18 protein-coding genes and 1 pseudogene are annotated in these 22,759 nt (G+C 39.6%); 11 read left to right on the top strand and 8 right to left on the bottom strand.

The window, feature by feature from the left end:
* Nucleotides 1-614, top strand: a pseudogene (locus tag DPX34_RS10295) (hypothetical protein); the annotation flags it as partial.
* A 146-nt stretch (nt 615-760) separates the two neighbouring features.
* Here the strand turns inward: DPX34_RS10295 and DPX34_RS10290 are convergent.
* From DPX34_RS10290 to DPX34_RS10280, 3 genes are all read right to left on the bottom strand, one after another.
* On the bottom strand, nt 761-2,323 hold the full coding sequence (locus DPX34_RS10290) for a PepSY domain-containing protein (protein WP_111978339.1): 1,563 nt from the start codon (nt 2,321-2,323) through the stop codon (nt 761-763).
* Nucleotides 2,311-4,461, bottom strand: coding sequence for a TonB-dependent receptor (locus DPX34_RS10285; RefSeq protein WP_232824706.1), 2,151 nt, complete (start codon nt 4,459-4,461; stop codon nt 2,311-2,313). The genes DPX34_RS10290 and DPX34_RS10285 overlap by 13 nt, the downstream gene beginning before the upstream one ends.
* Nucleotides 4,462-4,592: 131 nt before the next feature.
* Nucleotides 4,593-5,003: a hypothetical protein gene (locus DPX34_RS10280; protein ID WP_111978338.1), complete on the bottom strand. Its 411-nt coding sequence runs from the start codon at nt 5,001-5,003 to the stop codon at nt 4,593-4,595.
* A gap of 243 nt (nt 5,004-5,246) precedes the next feature.
* On the opposite strand from DPX34_RS10280, the gene DPX34_RS10275 reads away from it, so the two are divergent.
* Nucleotides 5,247-7,184 (top strand): di-heme-cytochrome C peroxidase, encoded by a 1,938-nt coding sequence (locus DPX34_RS10275; protein ID WP_111978337.1) that lies wholly within the window; start codon nt 5,247-5,249, stop codon nt 7,182-7,184.
* 78 nt (nt 7,185-7,262) lie between these two features.
* Here DPX34_RS10275 and DPX34_RS10270 read toward each other — a convergent pair whose 3' ends face one another.
* Nucleotides 7,263-8,180, bottom strand: a complete 918-nt coding sequence (locus tag DPX34_RS10270; protein ID WP_111978336.1) for a hypothetical protein — start codon at nt 8,178-8,180, stop codon at nt 7,263-7,265.
* Nucleotides 8,181-8,350: 170 nt separating this feature from the next.
* On the opposite strand from DPX34_RS10270, the gene DPX34_RS10265 reads away from it, so the two are divergent.
* On the top strand, nt 8,351-8,842 hold the full coding sequence (locus tag DPX34_RS10265; RefSeq protein ID WP_111978335.1) for a phosphatase domain-containing putative toxin: 492 nt from the start codon (nt 8,351-8,353) through the stop codon (nt 8,840-8,842).
* On the opposite strand, the gene DPX34_RS10260 is transcribed toward DPX34_RS10265, so the two are convergent.
* Nucleotides 8,835-9,815, bottom strand: a complete 981-nt coding sequence (locus DPX34_RS10260) for an aldo/keto reductase (protein WP_111978334.1) — start codon at nt 9,813-9,815, stop codon at nt 8,835-8,837. The genes DPX34_RS10265 and DPX34_RS10260 overlap by 8 nt on opposite strands.
* A 124-nt stretch (nt 9,816-9,939) precedes the next feature.
* On the opposite strand from DPX34_RS10260, the gene DPX34_RS10255 reads away from it, so the two are divergent.
* Nucleotides 9,940-10,815: a LysR family transcriptional regulator gene (locus DPX34_RS10255; RefSeq protein ID WP_111978333.1), complete on the top strand. Its 876-nt coding sequence runs from the start codon at nt 9,940-9,942 to the stop codon at nt 10,813-10,815.
* 19 nt (nt 10,816-10,834) lie between these two features.
* Here DPX34_RS10255 and DPX34_RS10250 read toward each other — a convergent pair whose 3' ends face one another.
* Nucleotides 10,835-12,589: a tetratricopeptide repeat protein gene (locus tag DPX34_RS10250; protein WP_111978332.1), complete on the bottom strand. Its 1,755-nt coding sequence runs from the start codon at nt 12,587-12,589 to the stop codon at nt 10,835-10,837.
* A 236-nt stretch (nt 12,590-12,825) separates the two neighbouring features.
* Here DPX34_RS10250 and DPX34_RS10245 point away from each other — a divergent pair, with 236 nt between their 5' ends.
* Nucleotides 12,826-13,737 carry a transporter substrate-binding domain-containing protein gene (locus DPX34_RS10245; protein WP_111978331.1) on the top strand — a complete coding sequence of 304 codons (912 nt, stop codon included), beginning with the start codon at nt 12,826-12,828 and terminating at the stop codon, nt 13,735-13,737.
* Nucleotides 13,738-13,951: 214 nt separating this feature from the next.
* On the opposite strand, the gene DPX34_RS10240 is transcribed toward DPX34_RS10245, so the two are convergent.
* On the bottom strand, nt 13,952-14,851 hold the full coding sequence (locus DPX34_RS10240; protein WP_111978330.1) for a substrate-binding periplasmic protein: 900 nt from the start codon (nt 14,849-14,851) through the stop codon (nt 13,952-13,954).
* A 399-nt stretch (nt 14,852-15,250) separates the two neighbouring features.
* Between DPX34_RS10240 and DPX34_RS10235 the strand changes: the two genes are divergently transcribed.
* The gene (locus DPX34_RS10235; RefSeq protein WP_111978329.1) at nt 15,251-17,137 is read left to right on the top strand and encodes an EAL domain-containing protein; all 1,887 of its coding nucleotides are present in this window, start codon (nt 15,251-15,253) and stop codon (nt 17,135-17,137) included.
* A 9-nt stretch (nt 17,138-17,146) separates the two neighbouring features.
* Here the strand turns inward: DPX34_RS10235 and DPX34_RS10230 are convergent, their stop codons facing one another.
* Nucleotides 17,147-18,130, bottom strand: a complete 984-nt coding sequence (locus tag DPX34_RS10230; RefSeq protein ID WP_157964687.1) for a 1-aminocyclopropane-1-carboxylate deaminase/D-cysteine desulfhydrase — start codon at nt 18,128-18,130, stop codon at nt 17,147-17,149.
* 410 nt (nt 18,131-18,540) lie between these two features.
* Between DPX34_RS10230 and pilM the strand changes: the two genes are divergently transcribed.
* From pilM to mshL, 5 genes are read left to right on the top strand one after another with little or no spacing between them, the layout of a single operon-like run.
* Nucleotides 18,541-19,491 carry a type IV pilus biogenesis protein PilM gene (gene pilM, locus DPX34_RS10225; protein WP_111978327.1) on the top strand — a complete coding sequence of 317 codons (951 nt, stop codon included), beginning with the start codon at nt 18,541-18,543 and terminating at the stop codon, nt 19,489-19,491.
* Nucleotides 19,475-20,098: a PilN domain-containing protein gene (locus DPX34_RS10220; RefSeq protein ID WP_111978326.1), complete on the top strand. Its 624-nt coding sequence runs from the start codon at nt 19,475-19,477 to the stop codon at nt 20,096-20,098. Before pilM ends, DPX34_RS10220 begins: the two co-directional genes overlap by 17 nt.
* Nucleotides 20,095-20,745: a type 4a pilus biogenesis protein PilO gene (locus tag DPX34_RS10215; RefSeq protein WP_111978325.1), complete on the top strand. Its 651-nt coding sequence runs from the start codon at nt 20,095-20,097 to the stop codon at nt 20,743-20,745. The genes DPX34_RS10220 and DPX34_RS10215 overlap by 4 nt, the downstream gene beginning before the upstream one ends.
* A complete protein-coding gene (locus tag DPX34_RS10210) occupies nt 20,742-21,089 on the top strand; it encodes a hypothetical protein (protein WP_111978324.1) in 348 nt (115 codons plus the stop codon). The genes DPX34_RS10215 and DPX34_RS10210 overlap by 4 nt, the downstream gene beginning before the upstream one ends.
* The gene (mshL, locus tag DPX34_RS10205; protein ID WP_111978323.1) at nt 21,079-22,758 is read left to right on the top strand and encodes a pilus (MSHA type) biogenesis protein MshL; all 1,680 of its coding nucleotides are present in this window, start codon (nt 21,079-21,081) and stop codon (nt 22,756-22,758) included. The genes DPX34_RS10210 and mshL overlap by 11 nt, the downstream gene beginning before the upstream one ends.
* Nucleotide 22,759: the final 1 nt, after the last annotated feature.

Raw genomic sequence — 22,759 nt, 5'->3', positions numbered from 1 at the left:
GGTTAATCGATGGCTTTAGTGATACCCAAACGTATTTTAAGTTAAATCAGGTTAATCTTAATGCAAAATTTCAACCGATATCGGATGTTAAGCTGACTTTTTTGGCAACAAAAGGTGATGCTATTGATTACCATAATGAGCAACGAGGCCAGCTACAACGGGTTAAAGCCGAAGCTGATTTATATTTAGGTTCTCAGTTAAATATTAAATTTTCACATGAATATCGAGCGATAAATGCCGAGCGTACTCAGCATTTAATTGAGGGCCAATGGCGCGCATTTGATGCCGGTAATATATTTAAGGCCACACAAAATGATGTGCGAATTAGTTATCAATTTAATACCAAAATGCAACTTAAGCTGATTAGTCAATATACTCAGGTTGATCGAAACACGGCGTTGTATCGTGCTAATTATGATAATAACCCGGACAATGATATTTATGCGGCTAAAAAAACAATTGGCAATCAATTGGTTTTCTCTTATAAATTTAATGCCGAAAGTTTGTTTTATCTTGGTTATTCAGACCAGGGAGCAAACGAGCCTATGCTGGATGCGTTAGAAATTAATGACCGTCGTGTGTTTTCTAAATTTAGTTATGCGTGGCGTAATTAATCGCGTTTAGTTAGGCTGATTATATTTTATTTAACGGCATGTTTTGTATGAATTGACGTAAAATATTAAATAGCACACGCCCAATGGTTATCCATTTCATTTAGCGTGTGCTATTTAATGTGTGCATTTAGCATGATTTTTTAGCGTTAGCGTTTTACTTTTTTGCGGCCATTGAGCTTTAAACGTAAACCAAATACGGTGAGCACAAAGGCTAAACCGAGAAAAAATACCATAATATAATCACGTTGGGTGCGACCGGTTAGCGGAACTAAAAATCCCCATTTATGTAACATTGAAAAAGACAATGATTCAAGTCGACTGCTGGCGTTGTTGTGATCGGCTAGTACGCCACTTTGCGTATCGATAAACAGTTGGCTTTTTTGAGCATCGTTTAGTGTCACTCGCCAAACCGGCAAGCGTTTATTCCTAAAGTCGTAACCCATACCAAAATGTCTCACCTGTTCTGCAATTATCTCATTGTTATTGGTTTGCGCTTTTGATGCATCAGGGCGGTATGTTTTAGCTAACCAAATCGCATAGTCTTTATCATTGAAGGTGGAGAGCGCGTGGCCAGTTGTTGCATCAAAGTAGGCTACCGTGGCTTCGCTGTTTAAACCCTTATATTTATGATTTTTGTTGGCGTTTTTAGGTAGGTCGGCTTGATAAGATAAGCGTAAAATAGGGCCGCTTGGGCTATTTAAAATCGCTAAGCCATTGATAGCTTTTTTATGCTTTTTTTCGTCTGTACCTTTATGTACATCTATGTGTGCATCTTTGTCTGCACCTTTGTGTATTTGTTGCTGTATTTGGCTTAGCACTTGCTGCAACGCGGTTGCTGAAACGTGTTGCAATTGCAATGGCGTGGTTAAGCTAACCCCGACTTGGCTATTCGCATATTCCGCTTTTAACAAATGATAAAATCCACTAAACGACCACATAAATAATGGCAACGTAACGGCATAGGCCGTTGCTCGGTGCCATTTATTATTGCTAGGCATTCTGCGCCATGCACGGGTTATTAAATAAATAAACCCAGATGCACTCATGGCGAATAGCGCGATCATTAAGTAACCAATAATAAGCACTCTGATAAAACCAAGTGGCTCTAACCAATTCCAGGTGTGCAACGCTCTAAACGTGCTTTGCAATAAGGTACGCGTCGTGTTGTTTAAACCGGCGAGTGCGTTGGTTTCGGTATAAATAAAAGCGACATGTTGTTCGTCGTCGTTAAAGGCGACACGGTATACCGGTAAAAGTCGGTTCACCCAAGGGTATTCAGCGGTGTATTCGGTTAAATAATCAACCTGCATTTGTTCGGTCGCTGCAATGCCGGTGTAATAACTGGCCAACCATCGAGCTTGTTTTTCATCTTGATTAAGAACGGGCTTGCCGGTATCTAATTGATAATAAGCCCGCGGTTGATCGGCTTGTTGAGTGACTTGCAACAAGGCACCTTTTTCACTCGCGACTAGCTTGATAAGTAAGGCATCTTGCTGTTTTTGGATGAGCTTAGCTGTTTGTTCGGCTTGGTAGTTGACCATTTGCACTGCGGGCGCTCTGTATTTTATGGGTTGTGGCCCTATCCATGTCATGAGCGGATGCAAAAAACCTGATATAAGCCAGCATAAACAAGCAAATGCGGCGGGCCATACAAAAAATTGATGAGCCCAGTTTGCCGTGCGATTCATTTTATTTTTTATAGCTGCCATGTTAGTCCCACGTATAAGGTTCTAGGTAAGCCTGAGCGATAAGTCAGATCTGAACTGCCGACTTGATTGCTTGTATAAGCACTGTAAAGGCGATCGGTTAGGTTGATGATTCTTATATGCACTTGCCAATTTTCATTGATTGCATAATGTGATCGCAAGTTGAGCAGGTTATGGCCTGAGTAGCTTTGTGTATTGGTTTCGTCGGTGTAGTAAGCGCCAACATGTTGGTATTCTAGCTCGGTGCGACTCCCCGCTAACCAACTTGGTGTGTAGGTTAAGGTGAGGTTAGCGAGTTTTTCGGGGGCTTTACCGACTTTAAAACCGGCATAATTACGGTTCTCTTTTTTGAAGCCGCCACAAGCACTTGAGAAACATTGAAATAAATAGGCGAAATCTTCGTAGTATTGATTGGTTAACGCGATTGATGTCGAGAAGGCTAATTGCTCATTAAACTTACCTTGCAGTGCGGCTTCAAAACCTAAATGACGGCTTTGGCCTGCATTGGTGACGGTGCGATCGTTGCCGTTAATAATGCTAACAATGTCGTTTGATTTTTGCAGGTCGTAAAGAGCGAGTTCGTATAGCCCATCTTTGTAAAGCCAATTGTTATTGAGTTGGCCTCTTAAGCCTACTTCGTAGCTGTTAGCTTCGGTCGGTTGTAAATCAATGCTGCCTTGCGAGCTACCCGGTCTAAATAAACTGCCGATAGACGGTGCAACAAAAGCATTACGATAGTTTAAATAAGCCATATGTTGGTCTGAAAATTGATGGATTAAACTCCATTTAGGGCTGATATGTTGATAGCTTTTGGTTTGTGAGTCAGGCCTTAAATGACTTGGGTCTTCAGCTTGAACCGTGAGGTTGTTAGTATAATCAACCGAGAATTTATCGTATCTAACGCCTGCGGTCATTCTCCATTGGCTGCCTAGTGCCCAATCGGTGTGTAGGTAGGGAGAAATTGATTTTTGGGTGCTTGAAAAATCGTAGTTGCTGGTTCCTGTTGTTTGATAGTCGGTGTAAATGCTATCTTGTTGTGTGAGCGTTATTTTGTCTTCAAGGTAATTGGATGGTGTTATATCGCTGTCTAACCCGACAATGATGCTGGAATTTTCAAAGTGTTGGCGATATTTAAGCATCATACCGTACGATTCAAATTGATAATCACGACGATTGGGATCGTAGCTAATCATCCAACTTGGCATCATTTCCATGCTGTTATTACGGTAATAAGGGACAGCGGTGAGCAAACGCTGATCATCGATAAACCATGAAAACTCACTGGACAAACGTAAGGCATTTACGTTGCGATAAGCCACATCGTTATGATACGTGTTGATACTTGAACGAGCATGATATTGTGTTTCAGTTAATGAAGATACGCCACTCTGTTGGATCGCTGACAGACTTAATAATGTTTTAGCGGTAACCTTGTTACTTAGCTCGCTATCTAATCTAGCGGTAAGAGAATGACGCTGATAATCCGCTTCTTCACGGTACCCGTCGTTACGCGTTAAATTAATATCTACGCGAGCGGCGTGATCGTTGTTAAGCGATGAGCCGGCAGTTAATAAAGCGCGTTGCCATTGATTTTGTCCTTGCTCTACATTGGCTTTTAGCAAGTTATCGGTGGGTGATTTAGCGGTTAAAACGTTAATTACACCACCAATAGCATCGCTGCCATAAAGTGCTGAACCAGGGCCTTTAACGACTTCTAAGCGGCCTGCTTGTGGCATGTTGATTTCATACAATGCATTGTGATTAAAAAAGCCCGTTGGGCGAATAGGCAAGCCATCTTCTAAAAATAAATACACCGCTGAGGTCGTGATAGGCTGACGAATTGACGACATATGCCCTTCGCCACCTAGATTATTAATATACACTCCGGGTAAGCGATTTAACGCCTCAGAAGGATGTGATGCTCCTATTTCGGCCAGTTGCTGCTGGTTTAATAGTGCAATCGATTCTGCAACATCTTGTTTTGATTGAGCCTCGCGTGTGCCCGTAACCACGATGTTATCGATAGGATCTTGCATTGTTGATTCTTGTGTTTGTGCATAACTGACTGAGCTAAAACCACAAATAGCGCTTAGTAACATTAAATTGGCAGGCGTGAACCCTGCTTTAGATGAAAAAGACATCCGTATTATTCCGTTTAAAAAGAGTCAAAACGTTAAATACAAGCGCAAGTCATACACTTATTATAGCCAACAAAGGCTTATAAAAGTGTTATGGGAGTTATCGCGATGTATTTAACAAAGATTAAATGAAGTTAAACAGAAAAAGTGGGTGGGGCGCGTGATTCAGCTGTTTGATAAGCAAACGTGGTATAGGGTTGTTGGTAATGATTGAGTAATAAGGCTTTATAAGCGACTAACTGCAGCGTTGTTTGTAATTGCTGTGTGTCTTGATAGGCAGGCTCGGCTAATAAACCCCAGCTACAGTCTATTTGATGTAAATTGCTGGGCGCATCGGTTGGCGCATCAACATACACAAAGTGGCCTTGCGCTTGGGTTGCCGAAAGTGAAAGCCACTTGATCTTGTTGCCTGTACATATCAGCACAAGGTCGTCATTTTGATAGGCCTGTGCTTGCTGCGTTTGTATAGCTGCAGAAAACGGCAGCACTAAATTGCTTATAATAAAGCAAGCTAGCATAACAAAAACCAAGCGCGGTTTAGACATATAAATTAACGAGTTAGCGAATATAATTATAAGGTAATTTTAACGCGCTTAATTAATTAAGCAAGTTTACGTGATTACATATTCATATCATTTTCACATTACAAAACAATTAACTTCTATTGAGAGGGGTGTTAGAGTGGGCTATGTTTTTATTACTTTAAATAAAACGTTATAAACCCTTCGAATGACAAAAATCTAAACAGAGTTTCTGTTAAAGATTATAAAAATAGACACGGAAATGATATGAAACACGCCCAGCTCCCTTTTATTAAACCGTTTATAAAAAAGAGTGTATTTACCTTATTAGCTTTAACTGCGTTAGGCGGTTGTAGTGCATTGGTTAGTGTACCAGCCGATCGTGGGGCTCAAACCACAACTAATGATTTATTTGGTGATAATACGCAAAAAATTGCCTACCTAGACCAAGGTTGGAGTGCCGAAGACAGTGAATGGTTTTATACCACCACACAAGGTTCTGATTTGATCTCGTACTGGCTTTATTTGAACTTAGAAGATGAAAAAAGCGCGGCTAATAACATTAAATTATTTAGTGGTGATGCGAATGTGAAACGTTTTAGGTATTTAGCGCAAAAGCCGACAGAAAATAACCCTGATGGGTTACCCGTTGGATTTGTTAAAGATGTATACAAAGGTAAAGAATACGTAGGCTTTACTTGTGCGGCCTGCCATACAGGACAAATCGACTTCAATGGTACCGGTATGCGTATTGATGGCGGCCCAACTATGGCCAACATGGATTTATTTTTAAATAGCTTACAAAGCTCTTTAAATAGCACGCTTAACGATGAGATTAAGTTAGAACGTTTAGCGCAACGTGCCAACAAAACAGTTGATGAAGTTAAAGCGCAAGTCGCGACTGACCACACCACCATTAAAGATTACAATACCACTAACTATTCTGAAAATATGGATCAACCGATTGAATATGGTTATGCACGTTTAGATGCGTTTGGGCGTATATTTAACCGTGTGTTATCGCACTTAACGCCTGATGATAAAGAGAACCGTAACTCGGCTAATGCGCCTGTGAGTTATCCATTTTTGTGGGATGCACCATATCAAGATTTTGTGCAGTGGAATGGCATTGGTGATAACGGAGCGGCAACCGCGGGTTTAGTTCGTTTGGGACCGTTGGGGCGCAATGTGGGCGAAGTGCTAGGGGTATTTGCAACATTTACATTAGAACCGGGTAAAAACCAGTATGTGTCGTCAGCCGATAAAATCAACTTAGAGAATTTAGAACGTCGATTACTAACGCTTTGGTCGCCTACTTGGCAAGATGCCGTGGATAAAAAAATACTCCCGCCTATTGATCAAAATTTAGCAGCCAAAGGTAAGCAGGTTTATAAAGAATACCAATGTGCGGCTTGTCATGAGCCGATTAGCCATGAAGAGCGTAAAAGCGTTGACCGAAAATTAATTACTCAATTTACCAGTTATCCCTATTTAGGCACCGATCCGCAAATGATGAATAACGCGGCTCAATATTGTGGTGATGCCGGTTATTTATTAAATGATGGCGTCGGCATGTGTGGTAGTTCACCTAAAGAAGTGCCAGTTGTAGGGGCACTGAGCTCGACGGTTGCGAGTGTGATTACGACGGGCGACCCGGATGAAAACTTCTTACATCGAACGTGGGATACAATTAAATTAATTTTTTCGGCCAACACCAGTAACCCGATTAGTGATACTGAGCGGCATGTTGATTTAGAGGTGGGTAACCGTAGTAACTTAATGGCTTATAAAGGCCGCCCTTTAAATGGGGTATGGGCAACCGCACCATTTTTACATAATGGCTCGGTGGTTAATTTAACCGAGTTATTTATGCCAACTTGTCATAACCAAAAGCAAGAAACACCTAAAGAAGGTGTCAATTGTCGTTCTAATTCATTTACAGTCGGTACACGTGAATTTGATGCGGTTAATGTTGGGTTTGTTAAAAAATCAAAAGCGAATTATCCGGATTTGTTCGTATTTGATACGCATTTACCGGGTAATTTAAATTCAGGTCATGAGTATGCAGCGGGCATAACACCTATGATAGCTTGGGATGAAAACGGTGTTAAACGTGATGAAAAAGGTAATATTTTAACGTATAAATTTAAGCCTATCACGGCAGAAAAGCGTAAAGCGTTAGTCGAGTACGTTAAAACGCTATAGATTTTAACGCTGAGCTTTTAATTAATTATTTTAGCTTTAGCAGCAAAAACTCAAATAAAAAGCCAATAATGTTATGCGTTATTGGTTTTTTTTACGTTTGGGATTTGGACTTAAATCAACCCAGCTTTCAAGGGTCAATTTTTTTGATTTCTCTGGATATTGTGCACTGGCTATTTCACCGGATTTACGCATTTCTTGTATGCCGATTTGCAGTGCCGTATAAACTAACTTGCCGTTGGGGTGTCTTTTAGACACGGCATAATGGCGAGATTGATGAAACGCGACCTTGAAACCATCAATCGGAACAAGTTGAATATTATCGCAAGGAAAGCCAAGCTGGCTTTGGCCTATCATCACTAATTCACCTAAATATAAACTGGCTCGTTCGGCTTCTATTATTTTGCAAATACTTTTGTTTATGCTCATGGTGGTTGCTGCGGGTAGGTTAAGTGCTTTTAGCATTGCCCAATCTTGTTTCCATAAGTTGTTAGATAAAAAAGGGTATGCTTGTAAAACGGATAAGGGCGTTTTTTGCATGTTAGCGGCGTGCGCTATCTTGATTTCAATTTCTTGCTTTAATGCGGGCGTGGTAAAAAAACCTTTAACGAATTCTCTTGATGCAAATAACGGCTCGGATTTATATAAAATAGTTTCGTCTATTTCGTCTGCCCAAGTGGTTGCGGCGGACATAACGACATTGCCTTTTTTGACTTCGAGTAATCCTCTGGAGTAGTTTGGCGCTGATTTAAATTTAATTTTTGCCGGTAAGCCACCATAATGCAGCGCTTTACACAGTATGGCGATTTCAAGTGTGATCCGAAATGCATTTTCACCAATGTAGCTATCGATCTCTTGGCAATCGCGTCCGTTTAAAAAGGCTTGGTATTTTTCTTGTTGATAAGGCGTCGCGGCGATCACAACTTCAAACGCGGCTACCTGGCTTATGTAGCCAAGAAGTATCAATAATAATGTGCCGTAGTATTTGAGATTGAACAATTCGATACCCTAGGTTGGTGTCTCTGTGAATTCTTATTTTACCGCGATTTAAATATGACTGCGCTTTGAGTATGAAAGATAGAAACGATATGCGCCAGAACGGGATGTAATTAATAATCGATTGCGTATAAACTAGTGCGCTCTATTATGACTTTGAATATAAGATCCACATGACACATCCAACTGATAAATTACTCATTGAAAATGATGCCGCGATTTATTTAACACCCTGCCCAGGTACAAAAAATCTCACTTTAGATGAAACCATTGCACAGTTTGCCCAGCAAGGCATTAAAGGTTTAGTGTCGTTGACACCTAAAACCGAAATGACTGAACTAAATGTAGCGGATATGCCTGCCGTTTGTGAACGTTATGGTATTACTTGGTTTTATGCGCCGGTTGATGACCATCAAGCGCCAAGTGATGCGTTTAATCAAGAATGGCCGAGTCAAAAATCAACGGTACATCAATTACTTGATAAAGGTCAAAGTGTTGCCCTGCATTGTCAAGGCGGCCAAGGTCGTACCGGTACGTTAGCCGCTCAACTCTTAATAGAGCGTGGTCGTGATTATGAACAGGCTAAAGCCGAAATTAAAGCCGTTAAACCAGGCGCGTTAACCATTGCAAAGCAAACCGACTATTTGCAAGCGCTGGCTAAATAGTGCCTCTAACTTGGCTGCGAACGTTTTCATGATAAAAGGTTTGCAGTTGAGTATGTAAATCGACGGATAATGGCTTTAACGCGGCCGCCTTAGCATTTTGTACAACTTGCTCTGGCGTGCTGGCTCCGGCAATAACAGTGGTGACTTGTGGTTGGTCTAGTAGCCAACGTAATGCAAATTGGGCGAGGGGTAATTTTGGGGGTGCGATTGTTTGTAGTTGTTGAACCAATTTTATGGCTTGCTCAAAAGGTAAACCAGAGAACGTTTCGCCAACATTAAAAAATTCACCCTCTTTGTTGTAATGGCGGTGGTCGCCTTCACTAAATTGAGTGTCGTGCGCAAACTTGCCACTAAGTAAACCACTGGCGAGGGGTAAGCGTACAATAATACCGATATCGGCTGCAGCTGCTTGTGGCAGTAATGTGGTGATTGCATCTTGGCGGAATAAATTAAAAATAATTTGCAAAGAGGTTAAGCCTGGTTTGTCTAAGCAACTCAAACCTTCTTCAATGGTCTCTACACTGGCACCATAATGTTTGATCAATCCTTGGCTGCGAAAATCTTCTAATATTTGCCATAATGAATCGTTTTGTAGCGCTTTGGGTGGAATGCAATGTAATTGCACTAAATCTAAGCAGTTTAGTTGTAAACGTTCAAGTGAACCTTCAATGCTTGCAAGCATCGTATCACGCGTATATTTGTTCGGAAATAATGAATCATCTCGGCCCAGCTTTGTTACGATGGTGCGCTCTGCAGGGGTGCTTGCTTGCCATTCGCCAATAGTTTTTTCACTTAAACCCGCACCATAAACATCGGCAGTATCCCAAAATGAGATTTGATTTTTGTCGGCCGTGGCTAATATCGCCGTCGCATTTTGTTGACCTTGTGGACCAAAGTCTCCGCCTAATTGCCAGCAACCTAAACCGATCACCGACGCTTTTAGTCCACTTTTACCTAAGATTCGAGTTTCCATATGTATGCCCTTTTTGTGTATTTGTTAAGTTGGCATAGTGTAATTTTTTATAAACGCTGTATCTTTAGCTAAACAATTAATAAACTGTTAATTAATACTTAACAGTAAGCTTAAGAGTCAAACTATGCTAAATGCCGATGTAATGGCTTTTATTAAAGTTGTTGAAATGGGTAGTTTTACGCAAGCTGCTATCTTTTTAAATACGTCAAAGGCACGTGTTTCTCAGCAAGTCAGTAAGCTTGAAGCTGCACTGGGCACAACATTGCTACATCGCACAACACGTAAAATACGCTTAACAGAGGTAGGCGAAACGTATTTTGATGAATGTCAGCGAGCCGCTCATATTTTACAACTTGCAGAGCGGCAATTGCATGAAAAGCAAAATGACGAAACAGGGATTATTCGTTTAAATTCGGTAGGTGGATTGTTTGCTGAACGCATATTAACACCGGCGATCACGGCTTTTTTGTTGCGATATCCACAGATAAAGCTTGAGCTCGATTTAACCAGTCATCAAATCGATTTATTAAGTGAGCAATTTGATTTAGTGATCCGTATGGGGGCGCTTGTTGATTCAACTTTGGTTGGTCGTGAACTGATGCAACTGTCTACACATGTGGTTGCCAGCCCTTTGTATTTAACGCAAATCAAAAAACTTGTTACACCTAAGCAATTAATTCATGCAAACTGTTTATGTGGTAGTGTTAAAAAATGGCATTTTGAGCACACTAAAACGCAAGAAAAAGTGGATGTGAATGTGAGTGGGTCGTTGGCGGCCGCGAATGGTCATGTGATTTGCCAAGCGGCATTAGCAGGTTTAGGGGTTGCACGCTTAAATGCGTTATATACACAAGCTCACCTTGAGCATGGCAAGTTAGTTACGGTATTTGATGATTGGCAATCTAGCTCACAACCTGTCTCTTTGGTGTATCCCAAAGCGCGTTATAAGACTAAACGCATTCAACTCTTTGTTGATTTTTTAGTTGATTGGTTTAGGTAAATTCAATAAAAATACGAGGCTAGTCACTATCCATTGTTGTTTGGTTTATTTTGTGAACCCGAGTTCGGTAATGCATTAAAGCAAGAGTTAAGCAAAGTAGCAGTAATATAGCCATAATAAACATCGTATAAAAACGTTCGTTTTCTAAATTGAGCTTGGCTATTGTATTTTCTTGATTAAGTAACTTAACTTCAGTTGACTGTTTTACTAATTTTAACGCGTTTATTTCTTGCTTGCGATGCAAAACTTCGAGCTCCTTCTCTTTCTGTTCGGTGTCTAATATGACTTGCATTTCGGCCATTCGCTGATGAAGTAGATCTTCTTTTATTTTATTCACCACGTTTTCTTTGGTTAATGCATAAGTGAGTGCCTGTTCAAAATTGTTAAGGTGTTTTTCAGCATTAATTAACGCGGTATAGGCATCTTCTAAAACGGATAATGTACCGGTTTCTTGTGCAATCATAATGCCCGCAAAGGCTAATTTTTTTGCTTCTTCAGGTTGTATTTCGGCTATTAATTTTGCCGCCATCACTAAGCTTGTCGCCTCGTTCCATGTATCATTTATGGCTTTTGCATCTCTAATGACCGTTTTATAAGTTTGATAAGCTTGCTCGACTTTGCCTATTGAATTGTAAATTTGGCCTATGTATCTGAGTGCGCTATTTGCGCCTTTTTGGTCACCTAAACGTTCATAAATAGCATGTGCTTGTTGAGCTAATCCTAAGCCTTTCGTCCCTTCTGCCACTTGAGAGAGCAATAGTCCCATTTCACGCAAAGCAGCAGCACGGTTTTTAGGTGATACAACATCTTGTGGTATGTCTAATGAGCGACTATAGAATGAGCGAGCTGAATCTAATTGATCTAAGTGCGTGTAGATGAGCCCTATATCTTTTGTTGTTGCGGCAACCCCATTTAAGTCATGCATTTTTTCATGGAGTTTTAGGGCATTGAGCGCATAGTTTAATGCGTTTTCGTAACTGCTTAGGCGGCGATACGAAATTGAAAGCAGCATTTGTATTTTAGCTGTTTCTGCTTCGTTTCCTTGTGCTAATTGATACGCCAACGCTTGTTTTGCGTTTTTGATAGACTCGCCATAATCGGCTTGCAGTCTTTGCTCTTTAGCTAAGCTAAATTGGTATTTAGCCGCATCTTTGTACCGGCGAAGTCGTTGAGTTAATTGAATTAATAATTCATAGTATTCAATCATTTTAGGGGTGTTATCCATGTGTTTATAAATAACAACTAATTTGCGCGATACTCTAAGATTGAGGTGGTCTTCACCCACTTTTTCGCTATGCTTTTGAGCTTCTAAGTAGGCATCGAGTGCTTGTGGATATTGTTTACTATTTTTATAGACGCTGCCTTTTAAAATATAAGCGTTAACGATACGTGGGTAATCATTTGGGATGGTTTGGTTTAGGAGTATTTTTAATGAACGGGTTATGTAATCTAAACTGCCTTCATGATCTTTAACATAACGTTTTATATCTGCTAATGCGTGAAATAGATCAACTGTAAACGTGTAGTCTTCTTCACCATTAAGTAAACGTTCAGATTTAACCGCATATTGTTGGGCTAAAAAATATTCTTTTCGGGTTTTAGCTAGCATGGCTAAAACATATAACGTTTGTTTTTCAAGCTCGAGATCATTATCCCTATTGGCTATTTTTAATACGTTGTTGGCGATTTTATCTGCTTTTGCTATATCAACGGTACGAAATCGTTCTGCGTCCGCTAACATTTTTTGCGGGTCATAGGTTTTTTTTTGCGCCAAGCAGGGGCGCGCAAGCGCAAAAATGAGAAGAGTAGTAAAAAAAATAGCGAATGAGCGACTCACGTTTACCCTAATTGGTTAGTCGTTAGACAGTTTTTTAAAGATAGTTTATAAGCTCGCAGCTTGCCACTTGTCTTTTCGCAGATCCGAGTATGTTAGCGTGTTTTCATGCAGTTCATGAAATATCTGTAATAATCAATATAGGTAGATTGGCTATAAATAAGGTTTCGTGAAATATGAAAAAGATGCTTGGCAGACTAAAAACCATACTCTTTTTAAATTTTTGTCTTTTGGTCAGTTATACCGCAGCGCAAGATGATGATTTTCCGCATATAAGTGATTCCAGCTATGAAGTTGTTGCAGCGCCTTCTGAATACATTGCAGATTCGCGTCAAAATTATAAAATAAAGTTATTAATGGAAGCGTTAGAGATCACTCGCCCGCAATTTGGCGATTATAATTTATCAATTCAGCCTGGGTATTTACCTAATGCGGTTGAAATTAAATTGTTAACAGAGAACGGGCCGCTAAATGTGATGTTTAGTGCGACATCTATTGAACTTGAAAATTTAACCATACCCGTACGCATTCCCTTTCGTATGGGATTATTGAATTACCGCTTGGTGGTTATTAATAAAAACGCTTTGGCTCGTTTTTCACAGATTAAATCCGTTGATGATTTAAAACCTTTTACGGTTGGTTTGAAAAGTGAATGGGTTTTGAAAGATATCTTGCAAGCGCATAACTTTAAGTTACTCGAAGTAGAAACCTTAGATTCGTTATACAAGATGTTAAATGAAGGACGAGTTGATTTTTTAATTCGCGGCGTGAACGAAGTTTTTGACGAATTACAGCAACGTGAAGGAAAAATAGAAAATGTGATTGTGCTGCCTAATATCGCCATCCATTTAACATCGCCATTGTATGCTTTTGTTTCTAAACGCAATCCTGATATTGCCAATCGTCTAGAAATTGGCTTTGAGATGCTGATAAAAAGTGGAGACATGCAACGTTTGTTTTTAGATCAATATAACGATGTGATCCAGCAAGCGCAATTAGATAGTCGTCGATTACTTAAAATTAGTAATCCTTTTTTACCTCCGCTAACGCCCTTGCATCGTAAAGAGTTATGGTATCAATTAAACTAATTTTGTTGAGCTCTAATATTTGAACGTGGGTGGGGCGAGGTTTAAAGTTGAGGGCATTACCGAGTGAGTGTTGATAGCTAAGTCACTGCAAACGTAAGCGAACATTTTACAAAGGTTGGTGTTTCCTCTATTTATGGTGTTTTTAATCCCTTACCTAAAACGTGGATCCCCACTATACAAGTGCTGAGGGTGATCATGCCGAGTCATGGTTGAATTACTTTTGAGGCGGTAATTGAAGGTTATTGAAATCTAGCCACAGTTCTTTGCGATGCAAAGGCGTTTTTGGCGGTAAAACCGGATTACCAATATTAATGATTGTGCGATTAGCTAAATCTGCTTTTTCTAAATGCTTTGCATAATATCGATAAAATATTTTGCGTAATAAACCTTGCTTAACCATTTCTTCTAGTCCGTATTCTAAACGCTCGGCTATATGCGGTGTTTTATGCGAGATAAACATATAGAGCGGCGCCGGAATATAGAGAGCAAGTTTAGGTTCTATCGTGAGCTCAGGGTATTGTTTTTGACGTAAGGTTAATTCATCAACGATTTCATGACTGCCACGGGGGATGTAATCAAAGCGTTGTTTGTCGAGCATGCCAAAAATGCCATCGTATGAAAACGCATCTTCAATTTTAAAACCTAATTGATGCATAACTGTCCAAGTTGCCCAAGATTTACGTAGGCCAACGGTTAGCTTTTTCAAATCTTCAGCGGTTGAAATATCGCTAAATAATGGCAGTTTGTTTTTATGCGTCGCCAGTAATCGGTAATTTAGAATGCCTAACCGCAAAGGAATGCGAATGGGGATGGTTTTCTCTTCCCACTCTAATGTGGTTAATGCCATCGCGATATTGAGTATTTCGCCTGTTTGTAACAAGCTTAATTTACGATTATTAGGCACAGCATATTGCATCGCTTGCATAGTATAAGGCCCATATCTTTCGGCGCTTAATTTTAAAGCTTGCGTTAAAATTTCGTTGGTATATTGATTACGTACATCTTTTTCGGACTGTCCAATGCTTATTTTTATGATGTCAGCGGCGCTTGATAGCGCTGAAAGGCTTAACATAAGAAAAAGTAAACATAATCGCCAGCAGTAAGCTAATTGCATTTATGGATGCCTAAGTTGTTATAAAACACGAAATCACATGATAAAAAGATTGATAAATGTATACCCAAGTGACTTCAAGATGCGAGTTCAGAGTCTTACATCTTGAAGTCATTTGGATATATTTTAGTTGCTGGTTAATGTTTTACCAAATTAGGTGACGATCTAAATGCGTAAGTCAGATGAAAAGTCTGTGAAATAAGATTAAGAACACGCCCTAGGCATAAGCTTTGATCGGTTTTGTGATAAGCGCGATGATTTAAAGTGCTATGATTTAGTTAAATTAAATGACGATAATCAGCAGTGTGAAATGTTAGTTTATAAGCTGAAAAGGTAGTTGCTGTTTATTATTTGTTCAACTAGATTTAACTTATTGTTAATCACTTTTTTGAGTATTTAGGGATGAAAAAATTACCACTTAAAACGTCGGTCAGGGCGATTAGGTTATGGCGTAACTATATTATTAGTGCCTTGGTTGGCTTTTTAGTTATTGTGTGGTTATCGTTTGTGCTTATTCATGCCGGAGAACGTAATTCGGCTATTCAAGCGCAAATAAATCAAATAGAAAAAGTTCAGTTTAATTGGCCTACCTTAACGCATGAAGCCGCACAAAAAAATGGGCTTTTTCAGGGGATTAACTCGTTATCTTACACGACAACTGAACTTGTCTATCATTTTGAACTCTCGCCTATCAGCAAACTTGACTGGCAAAGCACTTATCAAATCAATGTAACCGGTGGGACGATAACACTGAGTTATGCCCAAGTATCAGCTCATTTCATCTTAAAAAATTTGGCTTGTTTGTTTTTATTTTCGTTTATTTTAGCTGTTATTGTTTCGATCGTTTCAAATACCATTGAAAGTAAGTTCAGAAAACTTGAACGTAAAGCGCGTAAATTAGGCATTGCGAAGCGCCGTTCTGAACATATTAAGTATCGCTCGGTTGTCGTGTTAGTCGATTCGTTATTAGACGAACTTGCTTGGAATCGTAAAGAGCAAAATAGAATTGATAAGTTTATTCGTAGCCAAACCTTTTTAGACCCTGAATTAGGCATTGGTAATCGCTTGTTCTTTGATCACCGGTTTGATGCGGCTTTAGTTGATGAAGAAAATAGTATGGGTGGCGCCATTTTATTAGTTCATATTCAAGAACTTGATCGTATCGAAAATGAATACGGCAGTGAGCAAGCGCATCAGTTATTGAGTCAGATCATTGGTGTGTTGAATCAAACCTTGCGTATTTCGCCTGAGCCTTTATTAGCTCGACGCGCTTATGCTGAAATAGCGGTCTTGTTACAAGGGGTTAATGAACGTGAAATCATTAAATTTGCCGATGCCTTAGTTCGTTCTATTCAACGTGTTGCTTTACCTCAATCCATCGAGTCGGATAGCTTTTTTCATATTGGTATCGCGCGTTTTAATTGCAACGATAAGGCTTATCAAGTTTTGTCGGAAGCGGATATGGCGTTACGTACTGCGCAGCTGCAAGGTCATGTAGGCTGGTTTATGTATGAAAATGATGCTAAACCGCAAGAGTTGATTATGGGCTCACTTAAGTGGCGTACATTTTTAGAAAATGCTTTAGCGCAAGAGAGCTTTACGTTATATTTTCAACCCATTCTGTCCGCTAAAGATAATGCCATACATCATCAAGAGGCAACTTTAAGAGTGCGTGACGCAGAAGGAAAATTGCTACAAGCCGGACTGTTTTTACCCATGGCTTTTAAATGTGGTTTGCAAAGTAAGATAGAACAGCAGGCATTAAAAAAATTATTTAATCTTTTTCATCAAGACAGTAGCAGTGCTGAAAGCAGCAGTTTAAACATCAGTATTGATTCGTTACTTGAACCCGCTTTTTTTACTTGGTTGCTTGATTTTTTGCGTGCTAATGAACAGTATTGTGATCGCCTTATTTTAGAGTTTAATGAATATAATTTGTTTCAGCAGAATGAACGGTTACAGCCTATTTTTTTAAAGTTGAGTCGATTAGGCGTGAGGTTATTGGTTGATCACGTGGGCCAGTACGTTATTAATTCGAGTTACATAAAACAGCACCCGATTGCTTATATAAAGTTGCATTCCAGTTTAATTCGCAATATTGAGCAACATCCTGAAAATCAATTATTTATTCGTAGCTTATTAGCTAATTGCAGTGGCGGCAACGTGCGGGTTTTTGGTTATGGTATTGAAAATGCAGATGAATGGCAGCAACTTAAATCATTAAACATTGATGGTGGCCAAGGAGTCTATTTAAATCACGCTATTAATGAATTGAGCAATTTCAATTAACTCGTTTATTTAGCTTGTTTCTTTAGTTTCAAACGGCTTGGCGATAACTCGGTTTTCAATGAGGGCTTGGTTGAGCTTTTTGATATGTTCAGCTGGTACTAGGTTGCGTTCTAACATGCCAAGCCACCCTTGTAAGCCACCTGTGTGTATGAAAACTATTTGGCTGTTGGGTGCAATTTGTTTGGTTTCAATTAACTTAAGTAAGCCCCACATCGCTTTGCCGGTATAAACGGGATCTAACAACATGCCATGTTGTTGATAAAATTCGAGGCAAAAATGAATTAACGCCGGTGTTGTTTTTGCGAACCCACCAAAGTGATATTCTAAATTCAATGTAAAGTGTTGAGCTGAACCTGTTTGCAGCTGTTTGATTTGCTCAATTAAATATTCCCCTTTTTTGATCGCGCTAAACCCCAATAGCTCACAGCTGTTTTGTTGACCAAGTGCATTGCTAATACCGGCTAACGTGGTGCCTGAACCTACGGGGCAACATATTATATCTGGGTGTGTGTTATCTGTTATTTCTTGCACTAAGGTCGATAAGCCCGCAGCACCTTTAGGGCCAAAACCACCTTCGGGTATAATTAAACTGTTCGGGTGTAAAGTGGCTAGCTCATTTAAATAAGCTTGCTCATGTCGTTTTCGGTAAGTCATTCGGTCTACAAATTGTAATTGCGCATTTAATTTTTGTAACTGACTTAAGGTGGTATTGTTGGCATGTTGAGCTTCGCCTCTAATAATTAAATGTAAATTAATTTGATGTGCATGACATAAAGTAGCAAGCGCATGTAAATGGTTACTGTAAGCCCCGCCAAAACTCACTATTCGTTGAGGTTTTTCGTGTTGTAAATAACCTTGTAATTTTCGCCATTTGTTGCCTGAAATCGCAGGGTGAATTAAATCATCACGCTTGACCCACAATTTTATTTTTTGTTTGGCCGCCGCTGCGATAACAAGCTGATTTAAGGGACTGGGTAAATTAAACGAAAGCAATAGAGGTAAACGCTTGGAAACTAATAGAATATGGTCAATAATGCTATAAAAGGGTTTCTTTTGTTAGTTTTATTTGAACTAAGTTCATACATCCGAGTATTCGACTAGAATTGATATATCGATATGCGCGTAAAAATTGATAAAGTATGAAGTGATGGGGTTTGTGGGCGTTTTATAGTCAAAGCGATCGGGTTTTAGGGGAAGCCGTCAGGCTTCGAGACCCCATGAGCATATGCTCTATTATGTGATTGGGGCGAGTAAGCGCTGACAATGAACCATAAAACCTGAGCGAGAAGACTATATTTAACGTTAGCGTCGATCGTTTTTAATTCTATGATTCAGCAACACACAAACCATTAACTCAAAATATTAGACCTTAATTTTAGATGATAATAATAAGATTTTAATAAATGCATCCTATTCTTGATAAGTTAGTGAATCGATTTAAAAAGCAAAAAATCGCTAAAAATGAAGTAGGCGTATTGCTTACCAACCAAGCTATCTATCTTGTTAATTATCCGGTTAATGAAGATCTGCCAACTATTTTTGATTTTATTGAGTTGTCTGATCCGCAACAGTTTGATTCTGATTTGACCCAGTTATTACAAAAGCATGCAATTAAAGATGCAAATGCCAACGTTATTATTGCCAGCCATCATTATAATTTAGTTGCGGTTGATAAACCGGATGTTGATGATGCTGATTTAGCCACAGCATTAAAGTACTCTGCTAAAGATTACATCCAAGGTAATCTAGAAGACATGGCGATTGAATTTTTTGATGTACCTGCTCAGCCGTTTGGTCAAAACAAAGTCAATTTAGTGGCTGCCAAAAAAGTCATTTTAACTCGACTTATACACGCGTTTACGCAAAAAAATATCGATATAAAGCAAATCACCGTTGAAGAGCTCGCTTATATTAATAGCTTCGAGCAGAGTGATGATGCGGTTTTATTATTAACACAACAAAAAGATGAAGAGTTATTGCTGCAAATTATTAAGCAGGGGCAAGTGTTCTTTTTTCGCCGTGTGCGAGGTTATAACAAGCTTTATCAATTTGCTGAGCTCGAAATTAATAATGGTGCTGCCGATAATATCAGCTTGGAGATTCAACGCTCTTTAGATTATTTTGAAAGTCAGTTGCGACAAGCTCCGGTTAAACGTGTTTACTTTGCCGTGCCAAATAAAAATGAAGCCTTGTTGATTGAAAAAGTGGGAATGAATTTCCCTATTCCTGTTTTACCGTTAAAAACGTGGTTAGCCCAATCATTAACGGCTGAAATGGATGAATATGGTTACTTAGCGGCTAGTGCGATTGCGTTAACCGAGCGTAAAAAGGTGATCAGTGAAAGCGAGCATTAATTTATATTTAGATGAGTTTAAGCCTAAAGCTGATCCGCTGAGTTTAAAAGTGGTGGTTTATGCTTGGCTGACTTCGTTAGTTGTGATGGGCGCTTTGTATTTATTTACTGGGTACGATTTACAATTGAAAACAGAATTAGAAGCGACTTTATCAAGTACACTTGAGGCGCAAAAAGTAGAATCAGAACAGTTAAAAGAGCAAGCCTTATCACATGGTTTTGATCCGGTTTTAGTTAAAAAAGCGGAAATGCTTGAGAATGAAATAAAAAATAAACGCATGTTAGTTAGGGCAATTAGTGGAAGTGATACCCTGAATGCAAAAGGTTACGCCGCGTTGATGTATGACTTAGCGCATTATGCACACCAAGATGTTTGGTTAACGACAGTTAAATACACACCCGATGATATTTTGATTAGAGGAGGCACTCGTACGCCTGAAGCCTTACCAAAATGGATTAATGCGATAAGCCAATCAAGTTACTTTAATGGTAAGCCGTTGAATAAACTGACAATGTCAGTAAATGGTGATAAAACGTATACGTTATTTGAAGTGGCTACAAGTCAATCGTCGAGCTTGCAACCTGCGGCTGAGCGAGGTGTGCGATGAAAAAAATATGGCTAAGCTTAAATGATAAGTATCAAACGTTAAGTCAGCGTGAAAAAGTACTCACATTAGCTTCAGGTGTTGTATTGGTGTTTTTTGTTGGTCTTTTTAATATTTTAGAGCCCATGTGGCTTGCGACTGACAAACTTGAAAAATCGATTAGTGAAAAAACGATAGAGCAAAATAGCTTGCTGGCGGTGAGTTCTCAATATAGAAAACATCTATCAACTGACCCTAATATATCGTTGCAACAAAAAATAGTCACGCTAAATGCTAAACTTGAAAAGGCGCAAAAACAATTAGCTAAGGGGTCTGCCAAGTTAGTGCAGGCGAATACGATGGCTACAGTTGTGAATGATATTTTAAGTCAAATGAAAGGCATTACGGTTCTTAAATTTGATTCACTTGAGCCAGAAGCGCTATTACCGATAGTTGAAACGGATGTGCAGGCTAATGTTTTTAGGCATGGTATATCGCTTAAATTAATGGGCAATTATACAGATTTATATCAGTTTTTAGCGAAGACTGAGCAATTGCCTTGGCAGTTACGCTGGAAAGACTTTAATTTCAAAGTCAATCAACATCCAGAGGCAGAATTAACGATTGCTATCTATGCGTTAAGCTTAGAAAAAGAGTTTATGGGTTTATGAAAATTATCTTACTGACTTTATTAACCTTTTTATCACTTGCGCTATCAGCAGCGATCAAGCCATTAAAGACCGACCCAACCCAGCCAAAAGTAGGCTACACGTTAAGTGAGCGTGCAACATCAACGGTTGCTCCAACATCATGGGTGTTGCAAGCGATTAATATTTCAGCGTTTGGCCGTAATGCCATCATAAATGGTCAAGTATATAGTGAAGGGCAAAGGATAAGCGCTTCTACGATAATAGAAAAAATTGATTTTGGCTTAGTAAAATTAAATAGCCAAGGTAAAACCAGAGTATTGAGTTTAAATAATGCTGACATTAAAAAAGAATCGAATGCCAATTAATCCTTTTATCTGCGTGACATTTTTTGTGCTACTAGCAGGCTGCCGTATAACCGGCTTAAACTCTGATGTTGTTGATGCGTTTGAAAGCGAACCTAAAACGAAAAGCCAAGATGCATCGGCGGCTATTCCTGCTCATATTACACAAGAGCTTATGCCTGAGTTTGCGCCTATGCAAAGTAATACTCAGATCATTGAAGAAATGCGTTTTGATATGGACGCTCAAGAGGTTGACGCTCGCGCTTTCTTTCAAAGTTTAGTGCTCGATACCCCTATGAGTGCGGCTATTCACCCCGATGTTTCAGGTAATATTAGTTTAAATTTAAAAGGCGTAACGCTGCTTGAAGTGCTCGATGTGGTCAAAAACATGTATGGCTATGAAATTGCGCTTAAAGGCCGCTTGTTGCAAGTTTATCCGGCGGGTGTGCGCACAGAAACCTTTTCTGTCGATTATTTGTCGATGCAACGTATGGGTGTTTCAATGACATCGATCACATCGGGTGGGATCAGTGAAGATAGTGAATCCGGCGGTGGGAGTGGCAATTCTAGCGGTAGTGGATCAAGCAGTAATGGCGGTGGCAGTAGCCAAAATTTAGGCGGCGCTAGTGGCGGCGGTCAACAAGGTAATTCGGGTGGTGACAGCGGTCTTTCTGGTGGCGGTAAAGGCACAACCATTGTTACGCAAAATAAAAATGATTTCTGGAAGGAATTAGAAGAGTCTCTTGAGCACTTAGTGGGGGGCAGTAGCAATGCCACTATTATTGTGAACCCGCATTCGGGTTTAGTTACTGTACGTGCTTACCCCGATGATTTACGCACTATTAGAGATTTTTTAGCCCAAACTGAAACGCATATTCACAGACAAGTTATTTTAGAAGCTAAATTAGTGGAAGTCAGTTTAGAAGATGAATATCAACAAGGTATTAATTGGCAATCTATTTTAGGGCATGTAGGCAGTACGGATTTAACTTTCTCGACGGCAGGTGGTGCGGTTAATAATGTTATTAACGGTACGATTGGCGGTAAAGCTAATTTAACGTTTTTAAACCGCGACTTTGCCGGTGTGATCAACTTGCTTGAAACGCAAGGTGATGTGCAAGTTCTCTCAAGCCCGCGTTTAACGGCATCTAATAATCAAAAAGCCGTGATCAAAGTGGGTACCGATGAGTATTTTGTGACTGATGTATCAACGACTACCGTTACTGGCGCGGCTACAACCTCTTCGCCTAATATACAATTGGAACCGTTTTTTTCGGGTATAGCGCTCGATGTTACGCCGCAAATTGATGAAGACGGCAGTGTTATTTTACATGTTCACCCTTCTGTTATTGAAACCGCCGAGCAAACTAAAGTGATCACCTTAAATGAACAAGGCTTTGAGCTGCCTTTAGCGCAAAGCACGGTGCGTGAATCTGATACGATCATTCGAGCTAAGTCAGGTGAGATTGTGGTGATTGGTGGCCTAATGCAATCACAAAGTAAAGATATTGAGTCTAAGGTGCCTTTATTGGGTGATGTGCCTTGGTTAGGTGAATTATTTACCTCTAAATCTGAAAAAATAAGTAAAAAAGAATTAGTTATTATGATCCGGCCGATTGTCGTCGGTGAGGGTACTTGGACTGAGCAATTAAAACGCTCTTCTGATTTGCTGCAGTCATGGTACGAGGAATAAC

The sequence above is a fragment of the Algibacillus agarilyticus genome (assembly GCF_003286125.1).
Lineage (GTDB): Bacteria > Pseudomonadota > Gammaproteobacteria > Enterobacterales > Alteromonadaceae > Algibacillus > Algibacillus agarilyticus.
This window is presented reverse-complemented; position numbering and strand designations above follow the sequence as displayed.

Coding starts and splice junctions, on each gene's coding strand:
- DPX34_RS10290 (WP_111978339.1), bottom strand. CDS start 2,323: ATGGCAGCTATAAAAAATAAAATGAATCGCACGGCAAACTGGGCTCAT.
- DPX34_RS10285 (WP_232824706.1), bottom strand. CDS start 4,461: ATGTCTTTTTCATCTAAAGCAGGGTTCACGCCTGCCAATTTAATGTTA.
- DPX34_RS10280 (WP_111978338.1), bottom strand. CDS start 5,003: ATGTCTAAACCGCGCTTGGTTTTTGTTATGCTAGCTTGCTTTATTATA.
- DPX34_RS10275 (WP_111978337.1), top strand. CDS start 5,247: ATGAAACACGCCCAGCTCCCTTTTATTAAACCGTTTATAAAAAAGAGT.
- DPX34_RS10265 (WP_111978335.1), top strand. CDS start 8,351: ATGACACATCCAACTGATAAATTACTCATTGAAAATGATGCCGCGATT.
- DPX34_RS10260 (WP_111978334.1), bottom strand. CDS start 9,815: ATGGAAACTCGAATCTTAGGTAAAAGTGGACTAAAAGCGTCGGTGATC.
- DPX34_RS10255 (WP_111978333.1), top strand. CDS start 9,940: ATGCTAAATGCCGATGTAATGGCTTTTATTAAAGTTGTTGAAATGGGT.
- DPX34_RS10245 (WP_111978331.1), top strand. CDS start 12,826: ATGAAAAAGATGCTTGGCAGACTAAAAACCATACTCTTTTTAAATTTT.
- DPX34_RS10240 (WP_111978330.1), bottom strand. CDS start 14,851: ATGCAATTAGCTTACTGCTGGCGATTATGTTTACTTTTTCTTATGTTA.
- DPX34_RS10235 (WP_111978329.1), top strand. CDS start 15,251: ATGAAAAAATTACCACTTAAAACGTCGGTCAGGGCGATTAGGTTATGG.
- pilM (WP_111978327.1), top strand. CDS start 18,541: ATGCATCCTATTCTTGATAAGTTAGTGAATCGATTTAAAAAGCAAAAA.
- DPX34_RS10215 (WP_111978325.1), top strand. CDS start 20,095: ATGAAAAAAATATGGCTAAGCTTAAATGATAAGTATCAAACGTTAAGT.
- DPX34_RS10210 (WP_111978324.1), top strand. CDS start 20,742: ATGAAAATTATCTTACTGACTTTATTAACCTTTTTATCACTTGCGCTA.
- mshL (WP_111978323.1), top strand. CDS start 21,079: ATGCCAATTAATCCTTTTATCTGCGTGACATTTTTTGTGCTACTAGCA.